General features: G+C 61.5%; 14 protein-coding genes and 1 CRISPR repeat array. Of the genes, 9 read left to right on the plus strand and 5 right to left on the minus strand.

The genetic code is table 11. The annotated features are described in order from the left end of the window. Nucleotides 1–33: 33 nt before the first annotated feature. The 8 genes from LMT64_RS13210 (at nt 34) to LMT64_RS13245 (ending at nt 6,688) form a co-directional block, all read left to right on the plus strand. Nucleotides 34–1,005: a ring-cleaving dioxygenase gene (locus tag LMT64_RS13210; protein WP_126352132.1), complete on the plus strand. Its 972-nt coding sequence runs from the start codon at nt 34–36 to the stop codon at nt 1,003–1,005. A gap of 15 nt (nt 1,006–1,020) precedes the next feature. Then, the gene (locus LMT64_RS13215) at nt 1,021–1,575 is read left to right on the plus strand and encodes a VOC family protein (RefSeq protein WP_126352131.1); all 555 of its coding nucleotides are present in this window, start codon (nt 1,021–1,023) and stop codon (nt 1,573–1,575) included. Then, a complete protein-coding gene (locus tag LMT64_RS13220) occupies nt 1,524–2,567 on the plus strand; it encodes a VOC family protein (protein WP_229253545.1) in 1,044 nt (347 codons plus the stop codon). Before LMT64_RS13215 ends, LMT64_RS13220 begins: the two co-directional genes overlap by 52 nt. Nucleotides 2,568–2,653: 86 nt before the next feature. Continuing rightward, nucleotides 2,654–3,445, plus strand: coding sequence for a nitroreductase family protein (locus LMT64_RS13225; RefSeq protein WP_170165979.1), 792 nt, complete (start codon nt 2,654–2,656; stop codon nt 3,443–3,445). Nucleotides 3,446–3,601: 156 nt separating this feature from the next. Then, nucleotides 3,602–4,240 carry a queuosine precursor transporter gene (locus LMT64_RS13230; protein ID WP_229253546.1) on the plus strand — a complete coding sequence of 213 codons (639 nt, stop codon included), beginning with the start codon at nt 3,602–3,604 and terminating at the stop codon, nt 4,238–4,240. Between the two features lie 312 nt (nt 4,241–4,552). Then, a complete protein-coding gene (locus tag LMT64_RS13235; RefSeq protein ID WP_229253573.1) occupies nt 4,553–4,690 on the plus strand; it encodes an SWIM zinc finger family protein in 138 nt (45 codons plus the stop codon). Between the two features lie 58 nt (nt 4,691–4,748). Beyond that, entirely contained in the window at nt 4,749–5,612 is an 864-nt protein-coding gene (locus tag LMT64_RS13240; RefSeq protein WP_126352127.1) for a CoA transferase, read from the plus strand. 206 nt (nt 5,613–5,818) lie between these two features. Then, nucleotides 5,819–6,688, plus strand: coding sequence for a peptidylprolyl isomerase (locus tag LMT64_RS13245; RefSeq protein WP_126352126.1), 870 nt, complete (start codon nt 5,819–5,821; stop codon nt 6,686–6,688). Between the two features lie 78 nt (nt 6,689–6,766). Continuing rightward, a CRISPR array of direct repeats spans nt 6,767–7,883; the repeat unit is 37 nt; unit sequence GTTTCAATCCACAGCCCACCCGAAGGCAGGCTGAAAC. Between the two features lie 179 nt (nt 7,884–8,062). Here the strand turns inward: LMT64_RS13245 and cas2 are convergent. The 5 genes from cas2 to LMT64_RS13270 are packed head-to-tail and all read right to left on the minus strand — an operon-like array spanning nt 8,063 to nt 12,045. After that, nucleotides 8,063–8,356, minus strand: coding sequence for a CRISPR-associated endonuclease Cas2 (gene cas2, locus LMT64_RS13250; protein ID WP_126352125.1), 294 nt, complete (start codon nt 8,354–8,356; stop codon nt 8,063–8,065). Nucleotides 8,357–8,358: 2 nt separating this feature from the next. Then, on the minus strand, nt 8,359–9,375 hold the full coding sequence (gene cas1c, locus LMT64_RS13255) for a type I-C CRISPR-associated endonuclease Cas1c (RefSeq protein WP_233433675.1): 1,017 nt from the start codon (nt 9,373–9,375) through the stop codon (nt 8,359–8,361). A gap of 8 nt (nt 9,376–9,383) precedes the next feature. After that, nucleotides 9,384–9,992: a CRISPR-associated protein Cas4 gene (cas4, locus tag LMT64_RS13260; RefSeq protein WP_229253547.1), complete on the minus strand. Its 609-nt coding sequence runs from the start codon at nt 9,990–9,992 to the stop codon at nt 9,384–9,386. Between the two features lie 50 nt (nt 9,993–10,042). After that, nucleotides 10,043–10,936 carry a type I-C CRISPR-associated protein Cas7/Csd2 gene (cas7c, locus tag LMT64_RS13265; protein WP_126352123.1) on the minus strand — a complete coding sequence of 298 codons (894 nt, stop codon included), beginning with the start codon at nt 10,934–10,936 and terminating at the stop codon, nt 10,043–10,045. Next, entirely contained in the window at nt 10,936–12,045 is a 1,110-nt protein-coding gene (locus LMT64_RS13270; protein WP_229253548.1) for a type I-C CRISPR-associated protein Cas8c/Csd1, read from the minus strand. Before LMT64_RS13270 ends, cas7c begins: the two co-directional genes overlap by 1 nt. 15 nt (nt 12,046–12,060) lie before the next feature. Between LMT64_RS13270 and LMT64_RS13275 the strand changes: the two genes are divergently transcribed. Further along, a complete protein-coding gene (locus LMT64_RS13275; RefSeq protein ID WP_229253549.1) occupies nt 12,061–12,834 on the plus strand; it encodes an IS982 family transposase in 774 nt (257 codons plus the stop codon). Nucleotides 12,835–12,996: the final 162 nt, after the last annotated feature.

Raw genomic sequence — 12,996 nt, forward strand, 5'->3', positions numbered from 1 at the left:
CACCCTTCCTCTTCCCCACACAGGAGCCGACACATGAGCCAACTGCAACTCACCGGAATTCATCACCTGACCGCCGTGACATCTCAGATTCGGGAAAACAAGCGCTTTTACACCGATATGCTGGGCCTGCGGATGGTCAAGCGCACCGTGAACCAGGACGACACCAGCGCCTACCACCTCTTTTATGCCGATGGCGTCGGCAATCCTGGCACCGACATCACCTTTTTCGACTGGCCGCTGGCCCGCGAGCAGCGTGGCAGCCGCACCGTGACCCGCACTGGCCTGCGTGTCCGCGACCTGGACAGCCTGAACTACTGGCAGGGGCGGCTGGGCGAGTTGCAGGTCAGCCACGGCGACATCCGCGAACTGGACGGACGCCCCACCCTGGACTTCGAGGACACCGAAGGTCAGCGCCTGCGCCTGGTGGTGGACGGCGGCGCGGGTGACACCCCTGCCGTGTGGGAGCGCAGCGCCGTTCCCGCCGAGCATCAGCTGCGGGGGCTGGGACCCATCACCATCACCGTGCCGGACCTGCGGAACACCGATCTGGTACTGCAAAAGGTGCTGCACATGCGCCCGGTGCGCGATTACGCCGACCCCGAAAGTGCGGACAGCACCCACCGCGTTCACGTCTACGAAATGGGCGCGGGTGGCAGCCCCGACAAGGAACTGCATGTGGCGGTGCGCTCCGATCTGCCGGTGGCACGGCCTGGGGCGGGGAGTGTCCATCACGTCGCCTTCCGCGTGCCGGATGAGGAGCAGTATCACGCCTGGACCGAGCACCTCTGGCGGATGGGCATGCAGACCAGCGGCGAGGTAGACCGCTACTGGTTCCGCAGCCTATATTTCCGCGAGCCGAACGGCGTGCTGTTCGAACTGGCCACTGATGGCCCTGGCTTCGGCGTGGACGAGGACATGGACCGTTTAGGTGAAACCCTGATTCTGCCACCTTTCCTCGAACAACAGCGCCCACAGATCGAAGCGGGCCTGAAACCGATTGACTGATCCTAAGGAGAACCTATGACCACCCCTGTCTCTGGCATTCATCACCTCACCGGCATCACCGCCGATGCCCAGGCGAACGTGGACTTTTATGTGGGCCTGCTGGGGCTGCGGCTGGTGAAACGCACGGTCAACCACAGCGACGCCCAGACGTTGCACCTGGCCTACGGTGACGCCCTGGGCCGCCCCGGCAGCGTGCTGACGTTCTTCGCCTGGCCGGATACCGCGCAGGGACGGCGCGGCGTGGGACAGGCGACCGCCATCGGCCTGCTCGCCAGCCTGGGCTCGCTGGGCGACTGGATGACCTGGCTGCTGGGCCAGGGGGTCACCCGGAGCGGCGCGGCGACTCCACCTGGCTTTCTCTGCATGATCCCGACGGCCTACCGGTCCGGCTGGTCTTCGTGCCGGACGCCCCAACGGGACGGCCCTGGGACGGCTCCACGCTGCCGGCCCACATGCAGCTGCGCGGCATCCACCACACCGAGTTCTGGTCCGAGGACGTCTCTGCCACAGCGTAGCTGTTGGAGCAGCATCTGGGCTTCCGGCGCGGCGAGGAAGTGGACGGCCTGCTGACCTTACACACCCCTGCCGAACTGGGCCACACCGTCTATGTGCGGGAGGCCGGCGGCTTCTGGCCTGCTGCGGGCGGCACGGGTACCCTGCACCATGTGGCCTTTCGCGCCGCCGACGCTGACCACGAGCAAGCCATCTTAAAGGCGGTGACCGCTCAGGGCCTTCAGGCCTCAGACGTGCGTGAACACGGCTATTTTCAGAGTATTTATTTCACCGAACCCGGCGGCAGCATCCTGGAAGTCGCCACCGATGGCCCCGGCTTTGGGGCCGACGAAGACCCCGCACACCTGGGCGAGCGGCTGGTGCTGCCACCCGAACTGGAGCATAGGCAGGGAGAAATTGAGGTTGTTATGCCACACATCAGCTTGCCCGACGAAGAACGCCGCCCCTCCCGTGACTTGGGCTGGGTGCACCGTTACGTGCCCGGTACCTCGGGCCGCACCCTGCTGCTGCTGCACGGCACTGGAGGCAACGAACTGGACCTGCTGCCCCTGGGACGGGAGCTGGACCCAGGCGCGCACCTGCTCAGCGTGCGTGGCCGCTCGCTGGAAGAAGGTGCGCCGCGGTTTTTCCGCCGCTTCTCGGCCACCCGCTATGACCAGGCCCACCTGATTTCCGAAGCGGACGCCCTGGCCGATTTCGTGCGGGACGCGGCCCAGCTGTATGGTCTGGACGCTAAGCAGGTCTACGCGGTGGGCTATTCCAACGGCGCAAACATTGCTCTGGCCACATTGCTGCAGCAGCCCAGGGCCCTGGCCGGTGCGGCGCTGCTGCGCCCGGTGCTGGCCCTGGAAGCTCCCCCCTCCCCCGATCTGAGCGGCAAACGGGTGCTGGTGCTCAGCGGCGAGCGTGACCCTTACGGTCCCTACGGACAGGGCATCGTCCCTCTGTTGCAGCGCAGCAGCGCCGCAGTCAGCGAAACCCGCCTCCCGGCAGGCCATGAGCTGACCCAAACCGATGTGAACCTGACCCGGGAGTGGCTCACCGAGTAGCACGGTCAACCAGCAGCCCGGAACGCAGCATGGATTCGCTGCGTTCCGGGCTGTTCGCCTGTTTCGCCAGTGCCTTAAACTGCTTCATGCAAACTGTGTCACAGACGTTGGCCGGACACCGCTCCATCCGGGCTTTCACGCCCGCCACCATCCCGCAAGCAGTGATTGACGAGGTGCTGCACGAAGCGATTACTGGAACGTCATCCTCCGGCAATCTGAACAGCTACGCCGTGGTGCTGACGCGTGACCCGCAGCGGCGTCAGCGGCTGTACGAACTACACGGGGAACAGGACTTTATTCTGCAAGCGCCACTGCTGATGACCTTTTGCGCCGACTGGTACCGTGTCCGTGAGTGGCTGCGGCTGCGCGGCGCACGCGACAATTTCGGCCACCTGCTGGGCTACCATGTCGCCGCTTTCGATGCCATGCTGCTCTCACAGAGTGTCAGCCTGGCCTTCGAGGCACGGGGGTACGGGCTGTGTTATCTGGGCACCACCCTGAACGCCATGCCCGATATCTCGGCCTTTCTGGAATTGCTGGACACCTGCGTGCCAGTCACGACCATGGCTGTCGGTGTCCCCGCCGAGGACCCAAGCAAGCGGGACCGCCTGCCCCTCGCCGCCTATGTGCATGACGAACGCTATCAGGCCCCCACCCAAGATGAACTGGCCGAGCTGTACCGGGACCGCGAGGAAAGTGGCTGGGCCAGGTACATGGCGACCCCGGCGCTCAAGGCCAAGTGTGACGAGGGCGCAATCACGTCGCTGGCGCAGTTTTATACCAGCCCCTACAAGTACGATCCGGATGAGCAGCGGGCGCAGTCGGACAGACTGCTGGAATTCCTGACCGAGAAGGGCTTTTTCCCAGGGAATGAATGATTCGCTCTTCTTAGCCTGGAGAGATTGAGCCATGCTGCGGGCCACGTCACTTTCCTGAGCTTGGGGTGACGGCTACCCCGCTGATCGGTAAGCACTTCTGCCAGGATACAGGCCGGTCCTTTTCGCTGCCCGCTTCAGTGCTAGCATCTTTTCGCTTTGAAACAGGACTTTGCCATGCCACAACGCAGCACCTTACTGATTGTCCTCATTGCCGTTTATATCGGAGCGGAGCTGGTGAGCAACGTGACGGCCGGCCGACTGGTGCAGTTTGGCCCTCTGGTTTTCCCAGGCGCAATTCTTCTGTACTCCTTGACGTTCACACTGCGGGATGCCATTCACGTTGCCGGCGGCTGGACTGCCGCCAAGGCACTGTTGTGGGGCGGGCTGGCAGCCAATGCCCTGCTCGCCGGATATGGCCTGATCGTCAATGCTCTGCCCACACCCGATTTCTTCGACGACGCTGCTTATCAGGCGGTCTTCGGGTCGACGTTCCGTGTCGTTTTTGCCAGTCTGCTGGCCTATCTGCTCAGCACCGCGCTGGATGCGCTGATCTTCGAACGACTAAGGCACCGCGGTGTGACGACCCAGGTCGTCGCCTCTAACGCTGTGAGCACCACGTTGGACACGATTATTTTCATCACAGTGGCCTTTGCAGGGACCGGGGCTCCGCTGCTGAACCTGATGCTAGGCCAGATCATTCTAAAAATGCTGATCAGCCTCCTGCTGATTCCTCTGGTGCGCTGGGTGCGGACACAGGTTCCCAGCACGCCAGCTGACCTGACTGCTCAGCCATAAGCGGCGACCCGGCAGCAAAAGACAGGTGGTGTTGAGCGGCATGTTTCACTGAATGGACGAAGTGCGGCAACTGCTTCAAGGCTGAGAGGATACCCGTGACCTCACCTCAAAGCAGCTGCAAGCAGAAGGTAAATCTACCGTGATGACGTATATAACGTAACAGATAGAGGTGTTGCCAGGATGCCACTTCTTCCTCACCCCCGACGCTGCCAATCTGAGAGCTGACCAGAACCTTGCCACGCCAGCCGAGTGGCCGACCCTCGCCCGTGACGGTGATGTCCTGTGGGGTGAGGCCGTGGGCAGCAGCCCTACCTGGTCGCCGCCGATCTCCGCACGGCCAGCAACTGCAATTGCCCCAGCCGAAAATTCCCTTGTAGGCACGCCCTGGACTTGCTCGTCTCATCAGACGGAGTCCATGGCTGCCCACAGCAGAATTGTGTCAAGCCGTAGAGCAACGCTGCCTCAGCTTCTCCGGTCCTGGATCAGACAGCATTACTATGAATGACCCATGACCCCAGCCTCTCCCCTCTCCGGTCCCCTGAGTGGCCTCAGGGCCGTTAGCCTGGCAACCAACCTGCCTGGTCCGGTGGCCACGGCGCTACTGAGGCGTGAAGGCCTGCACACCACCAAGGTTGAGCCGCCCGCCGGCGACATGCTGGCCCAGACTGCGCCGGAACTTTATGCTGAACTGGCTGCTGGGCAAGAGGTGCAGACCCTGGATCTACGTTCGGCAGAAGATTGGTCTCACTTCAGCGAATTGCTGCGCCACAGTGACCTCCTGATCACCAGTCAGCGCCCTGCAGCCCTGGGCCGGCTAGGAATTACCCTGGACACTCTGCAGACTCTCAACCCACAGCTATGCTGGGTGGAAATCGTAGGCGACAAGCAAGAGCCTGACGTTCCCGGCCACGACCTCACCTATCAGTTGCAAGCTGGCCTGCTCCGCCCACCGGCCATGCCGCTGTCTTTGCTGGCTGACCTGAGTGGGGCTGAGACAGCAGCGCGCGCTGCGGTGACCCTGTTGCTGGGGCGGGAACGTGGCGCGGCAGAGCGCTGGCGCCGGATCGGACTGCGTCAGGGAGCCGAAGCCCTGACCCTGCCACTGCGCCACGGCCTGACCACGCCGGGCGGCTGGCTGTCTGGCGCGGAAGCCAACTACCGCCTGTATGCCGTACAGGACGGCTGGGCGGGACTGGCGGCACTGGAACCTCATTTTGCCGCCCGCCTGGACAAGGTACTGGCCGGACGCAGCCCCGCCGACTGGCTGGCTGGCCTGAGCGCCGCAGAAGCGAACCAACTGGCAGGTGCGTTGGACCTGCCACTGCATGCCGTCGGGGCGGGGACTGAGCCAGCAGGGCCAAAAACAGAGTAACGACACAGGTGGGCTGTGCTGAACCCCTTGATAGCAGTACCGCCTGGCAGGGTCTGGCGTGTCCAGCCAGAAAGTGCGGACAGAACCCATGTGAGCTGTGGCAAAAACACCAGCCAAACTTTCAGCAGGCTGCCCCGTCCAAATGTAAGCCTCATCAAGCCTAAATGTAATCAATTGCACTCAAAGAAGGTAGATAAGATTGCTCCATGCAAAAATACGCGACGGTGGTGGCTGGCATCCTCAGTCTGGGCCTGGCTTCAGCCGGTGGATTGGAACCTATGGAGCCCAGGACTCAGCACGCTCCTGTGGTGGTCAGGGAAACTGCCTGGCTCACACTGGACCCTGAAAACGTACTGGTCATCGAAACCAGCAAGGGCACGGTGATGGTCGAGATGCGCCCTGACCTTGCGCCCAAAGCTGTGGAGCGTATCAAGCTGCTGGCCCGGGAAGGGGTCTACGACGGCCTGCAATTCCACCGCGTCATTGATCTCTTTGTGGCTCAGACCGGAAACCCCAACAACCAAGACGGCGGAACCTCCGAACATCCCAATCTGGAACCAGAATTCTCGGCGCGACTGCCTTCCGACGCCGACTGGGTCCAGGTGACCAACTCGGTAGACGCCAATTCGGGATTCCTGGGTTCTATGCCGATTCTGACTGTCTCGGACGCAGAAACTCGCCGCCGTGATGTGGATAACTTCCAGGCCTGGGGCGCGTACTGTCCAGGTGTAGCAGGCATGGGACGCGGCGAAGACATCGGCAGCGCCAACAGCGAGATCTTCTTCATGCGCGGCGCTTCGTCCTTCCGACTGGGACTGGACTACACGGCCTGGGGCAACACCGTGATCGGCGAACCCGTCATCCGGGCACTGACTGCCGGCGAGCCGCCCGCCAACCCCGACACCATGCGGCAGGTCCGTGTACTGGCTGATATTCCTGCAGATGAGCGACCCACGGTGCAGATCCTGAATCCGCAGAGTGACGAATTCCAGGCCGTGATTTCTCAGAAACGCGCTGAGCGGGGCGCCGACTTTAGCATCTGTGATCTGACCGTACCTGCCCGAGTAGTGGACTGAACCACTGCTCATAAGACTTGACGCGACAGGCCAGGCGATCAGAAGTTTCAACATCGCCTGGTTTGTTCCGTTGATGGTTTTTGAATTTGTAGCCCACCCGAAGGCAGGCTGAAACACGGTGCGGGTGCCGTAGCCGTTGTCGGTGAAACGGTTTCAATCCACAGCCCACCCGAAGGCAGGCTGAAACACAGATTCTGTCACGCTCACCCGTGAGCAGGCGCTGGTTTCAATCCACAGCCCACCCGAAGGCAGGCTGAAACGGGCGAAACTGGCCCCCGCTTTGGGATTAACCAGTTTCAATCCACAGCCCACCCGAAGGCAGGCTGAAACACCGGCTCAGGCTATGCCCGCGTGACAATCGCTGCTGTTTCAATCCACAGCCCACCCGAAGGCAGGCTGAAACGGGGGTCGCTGGGGTGCTGGACGGCCTAAGCAACGTTTCAATCCACAGCCCACCCGAAGGCAGGCTGAAACGCGATGGCTGCCGATGGGCTGACGTTCTAAGGAGAAGTTTCAATCCACAGCCCACCCGAAGGCAGGCTGAAACCGCGGCTGGACGGCGCTACGCCGAGCAGGCCACCCAGTTTCAATCCACAGCCCACCCGAAGGCAGGCTGAAACGCATTCCTTCTCAAGGGCTGCACTGCGTTCCCGCATGTTTCAATCCACAGCCCACCCGAAGGCAGGCTGAAACCTCCAGAGTTTGATGCGGTAATCCCCGTCGTCCGGTTTCAATCCACAGCCCACCCGAAGGCAGGCTGAAACTCCAGAGTTTGACACGGTAATCCCCGTCGTCCGGTTTCAATCCACAGCCCACCCGAAGGCAGGCTGAAACCTCGCAAGCATCGCCTAAATCGTCTAGCAAGGCTTGTTTCAATCCACAGCCCACCCGAAGGCAGGCTGAAACTCGGTGTGCCGGTAAAAGCCAGATGCTCAGCTTTGTTTCAATCCACAGCCCACCCGAAGGCAGGCTGAAACGTCTGGCATCTCTACCCCGCTGGGGAGCGCCCCGATGTTTCAATCCACAGCCCACCCGAAGGCAGGCTGAAACACGGCCCGCACCGACGCAGGAGCTGTGCGCCGTGCTGTTTCAATCCACAGCCCACCCGAAGGCAGGCTGAAACAACAGGGTCAGGAAGGGCCGGGCGTCCAACATTCAGAGCCAATCCACAGCCCACCCGAAGGCAGGCTGAAACAACAGTTCACCATCCAGCGGCGTGTCAGACGGCGTCCCGCCTTCAGTTTGCGCGAACCCCCTCAGCATGTGCAAGTTCGCAGCCATTTACAGTGATCTGAGTTGTCATACTTCGCGCCCCACACGGGCTGATTGGCTTGCGCGAACCCCCCAGCTTTTGGCCGTCGCCACAGGTTCGCGCTATAGAATCAGCGGCTCGCTGAAGTCGGTGTAGTGGTCTTTGCCGTAGGCCTCCACAAATTTCTCACGGGGCTGGCGCAGGCGGTAAATGCGGATGGTGTCCTCGTCGGCGTCCATCACTTCCAGCAGGCGCTGACGCAAGTGCAGCAGCTGCACGTCGGTCACGCTGACCTCAAACACGCTGTTCTGCACCCGCTGGCCGTGCGCGGTGCAGGCTTTGGCCACGCGGCGAAGGCGCTTGGCTCCGCCTTCGGTCGAGGTGGCCACGTCGTAACAAATCAGCAAGTCAATCATCTCTACCTATGTAGATACGGCGGATAGTGCGCCCGGTCGCCGCGCAGGTGCTGGGCCAGCAGGCGAGCCTGAACGTGCGGGATGAGGCCCAGCGGGGTTTTGCGGGCGGTGAGGGGGTGTGTCACTTCCTCCTTCTTGCGTTCGGTGAGGTGCGCGAGGATGGTTTTGCGGGCATCTTCTTTGATGGTCACGGTATTTCCCTCGTGCAACACGAAGTCGCGCGGCGTGAGTTGAGAGCGGTTGATCAGGGTGATGATGGCGCGGTCGGCGGTGACGGCACGGAGTTCTTCCATCAGGTCCAGGGCGAGGCTGCTTCTGCCGGGGCGCAGGGCGTGCAGAAAACCCACCTGCGGGTCGAGGCCCACACTCTGGGCGGCGCTGGCGCAGTCGTTCGCCAGGACGGTGTACGTGAAGTTCAGCGTGGCGTTGATGGCGTCCCGTGCGGGGCGGCGGGTGCGTTCCGTCAGCCAGAAGAAATCGCGGTTTTGCCGCAGCATCAGCGGGAAGACCTCCCAGTAGATGCGGGCGGCGGTGCCTTCGATGCCGCGCACCTCGTCCACGGTTTCCGCCAGGGGCAGGCAGCCGATCTGGGCGTTGATTTCCTTTGCCGCTTGCCGCAGCAGTTCCGGGTCGTTGTCCAGCGCCTCGCGGGCCGAACGCATCAGGGTAACTTTCTGATTCTGGAGTTTCCCGGCCGCCACGAACCGCGCAATGGACAGGGCCTTGGCCATGTCGCAGGCGCAGGCGTGCTGGGCCACGCGCAGGAGGACATTCCCGCTGACGGGCGTTTCGGTGCGGGCCATGAACCGCCCGAACTCGGTGAGCCACGTGACAGGCTTGTGTTCGCGGGCCAACTTATGAATCAGGAAGGGGCTGAGCAGCACGTTCCCGAACACGACAACGCTCTCGACGTGGTGCAGGGGGATCATGGCCTTGCGCTCCTTTTCCACCTCCACGCGGATGTTGTCAGTGTCCAGGTGCAGGTACGTGCCCTGCGTCTGAATGTACAGGGTGTTCAAAAGCTGTCTCATTCTTCCAACCTCGTGCTGAAGGGGTCGAATCCACGCGGAAAGTCACGCGGGGCGAACGGTTCGCACTCGTCTTTCAGGCTGCACAGCTCGCAACGGGCGTCAGCGGCGGGCAGCGGCAGCACTCGCGTCCGTAGGAGTTCCCGAATGCCGTCACGGGCGTCCAGTACGGCATGGCGCAATTCTGGCGTGAACTGGACTTCGCGGCGTTTGTGACTGGCCGAATGGTAAATGAAGCCCGCTGAGATGTCGCAAGCGAACATCTCCTCCAGACACATCGCCTGAGCACACAACTGCACCTCGTCGGCCAGCCGTGGTTTCGCCCGCCCGGATTTGTACTCCACCGGGCGAGGCGAGCCATCCGGCAGGAGTTCGACCACGTCCGCCACGCCCATCAGGCCGTGAACACGCGACACCAGCGGTAGGGCACGCATGGTGCGCATGCCGCCGCGTTCCTCCGTGCCGCCCCCGTGCGCCCGCTCGTGCTGCTGCTGGCCCCGTGCGGTATGCGCGTTCTCCGTCCACACCTGCTCCACGTGAATCAGGGCGCACTGGCGCGGGCAGAACGTGAAATGCTGCAAGGCCGAAAGCATGATGAATTCCTCCACGCTCACCTCCAAGAGAAGAGGCCGAGTATGACACCCGGCCTTGCCCTGAATCAGTCCACCAGTTGAGTGAACGTCACGCCTTGCGGCAGTCTCGCCGAATCAACTTGAATGGGATTGTAATCATCGAAACTGCGGGCCACGGCCACATCTTCCTTGCGTTCCAGCTTGATCAGGTCAAACAGCTTATGCGCGGGGGCGTTCCCGAGCGGGCTGGAGTGGCTGAACACGTACAGGCCACGGCAGGCGGTCAGGCCACGGCTGGCGCTGCGGTCTAAGTCCCACATGTTCACCAGGGCTTGCCACAGGATTTCCAGGTCTTCGTTGCTGAAGCCCGTGTCCTGCGCGAACGCCGGGACGTAGAAGCCGTGCGCGACGTACAGGCCGTAAGGGATATAGGCTTTGCGGCCCATCGTGCCGCTGCGGGCAGTTTCATCATCAGAGGCCTGCTTCGGGTCAGGTTTGGTCAGAGCCACGCGGGTGATGGCGGCGTCCAGACCCAGGATCGGGTCGACACTACGCCCAAACGTCAGGTGCACGGGGCCGCGCACCTGTCCGGCGTTCACTTCGGTGCTCATGACTGCGCCGAACGTGCGGATGTCGAAGAAGTTGTCGCACATCCATTTTTTGGCTTTCAGGATGTCATCCTGCTTGGCGTTTTTCGGGTCAGTTCCGGCGGCCTCGTAGGCGCGGCGGTGCTGATTGTTCAGAATCGCGCCCTGCTGCACGTAGATTTTGAAACGGCCTTCATCACCTTTCAGCGTATCGACGTAATTCCGCACTTTGCGTTTCAGGGCCACGTCGGTCACGATGCCCAGGCCCGTTTCCGGGTCGACGCGGGGCAGGTTTCCGGCATCCGGGTCGCCGTTGGGGTTGCCGTTGGTGACATCGAAGATCAGGACGAAGTCGTGGCGGTTGGTGGCGTTCAGGTGAGCAGCGTCGGACATTATTGGTCTCCTTCGTTGGTATCAGTGGCGTCGTTGTTGGCATTCTTTTCGGCTTCGGCTTTGGCGTCCTTCGCGGCTTTCCCCTCGCGGATGCCTTCACTGATGTGCGCCCGCTGGTGGTAGTACCCCAGGGCGAACAGCGCCTGCTGCGCGGTGGTCAGGGGTCTGGCGGGAATGTCTTTCAGGCGGGACATCACGGCTTCCAGTTCGTCCTGCTTGAGTTTGTACACGCCCGGTTTCTCCTTGCGGAGTTTCTGTAAGTGTGCCTGCGAGCCGTGAATCAGGCGGCCCACCACGGCATACGGGGTGGTACTCATGGAACCGTAAAAGCGGTCCACCAGCGTGGTATTTACGCCACGCATTGCCGACGTTTGAATATCGTCCAGCACGGCCAGCAGGCGGCCCAGATGGTAAGCGGGTTCCTTCTGGTTGGGGTTCAGGGCATCGAGACTGTCTTTATCCATTTCAAGCTCCTTGAATTCACGTGAGAGCAGCACCATCTTGGTCAGCACGGCGCGGGGGCGGGTGACGTGATACTCGTCCACGCGGTTACGGGCGTTGAGTTTCACCAGGAATGAACGCGGGAGCGGTTGCCCACTGAGCGCGAACTGAACCAGGGCGTCCACGTCCGGCTCGGTGTGTTCCTTGCGGGCGTCGCGGTACATGGCGCTGACCAGCGGGTAGAGGTCGTAAGTGCTGCGGTCAGGGTGTTTTCCTGCCGGGTTGATCTTCACGAGTTGCTGAGCCGCGAAGTACTGCCGCAGGTGGTGAAGCGTGTCGGCCACCGTGGTCGTCAGGTGCGTTCTGACGGCCACGCGACTTTTACTGGGAGTCATGCCCACCGCATAAAACGCCGCCTTCGGGTCGAAATCCGCCAGCGCACCCTTGAACGGGCTGGAGAGAGCCGCACCCACCTCCTGGGCATTCGCTTTCTGCTTGGTGGGGTCAGGGGCCAGACCGATGGAAGCCAGGTCAAAGTCCTCATCGGTGAGAATCTGACCTACTGGCAGGGTTGCGCCTTCTTTCGTCCAGAACGCGAAGGTCACGCCGCCTGTTTTCACGCCGTTTAGGGCCTGACCGCCCCCTGGTGAAGTGCGTCTCAGACACATAAAAATAGAGACGACATGGCTAAATATCGTCTCCACCATAGTCTAGGACGTCGGCACGTCATTCGCCACCTCTATTTCTGGGCTAAGAAGCATTTCAGCGACCAGAAAATCTGCCCGCACCAGAAGGTCACAGATGCCATGCTGGTTGCTCTGCTGCTCTCCCGTCTCGTCTTCAAGCATCCATTTCCTTCCATCTGGTGGAACATCCTCAAGGAAGACCGTCCCGGTCTTCCTTCCTACACTCAGGCCTACACCAGGGGCATCAAACTGTTGCCACTCCTAGAGCATGTTGCAAGCCCAGCTCAGCCCTGCACTGAAGTCGTAGTTGATTCAATGCCCCTCCCCATTTGCCGTCCCAAACGCACGCACCTTTGTCAGTTCCCAGGCGCGAAATGGGGATTTGGAACTCAGGGCGAGTTCTTCGGATATAAGCTGCACGCCTGGGTCACACCAGGTGGACAAATCGTTCAGTACGTCATCCGACCTGCCAACCTCCATGACGTTACGGTCAGCTATGAGCTGAATCTCAGATGGCCAGAGTTTGAAGGCCCAACCATCATTGGCGATAAGGGGTATTGCTGTCTGGGCTACGTGTATCCGCCCAAGAAGAACACCAGATATGACACGGGATGGCGAGATTCTCGCCATCCCAAAATCCGCAAACGTATTGAAACAGTCTTCTCTGCGCTTGTGGAAGCTCAAATCCGCTCTGCCCAAACCAAAACCCTGGGTTCACTTAAGCTCCGCGTCGTCTTAGCCGTACTCGCCCACAATCTTGCTAGGCCCTAAACGGCGTGTTTTCATAGATGTCGCCGGGTCAGCCAGCAGGCGATTCAGTCCATTGGCATAGTCAACTGCTGCCTCAAGTTTGACTGGAGCAATTTGTGATGCCCGAAGACCATAGGACTCAAAGGCATCATTATTGGCGCTGATGAATGCCATGCCCGTCGT

The organism is Deinococcus radiophilus, assembly GCF_020889625.1.
Lineage (GTDB): Bacteria > Deinococcota > Deinococci > Deinococcales > Deinococcaceae > Deinococcus > Deinococcus radiophilus.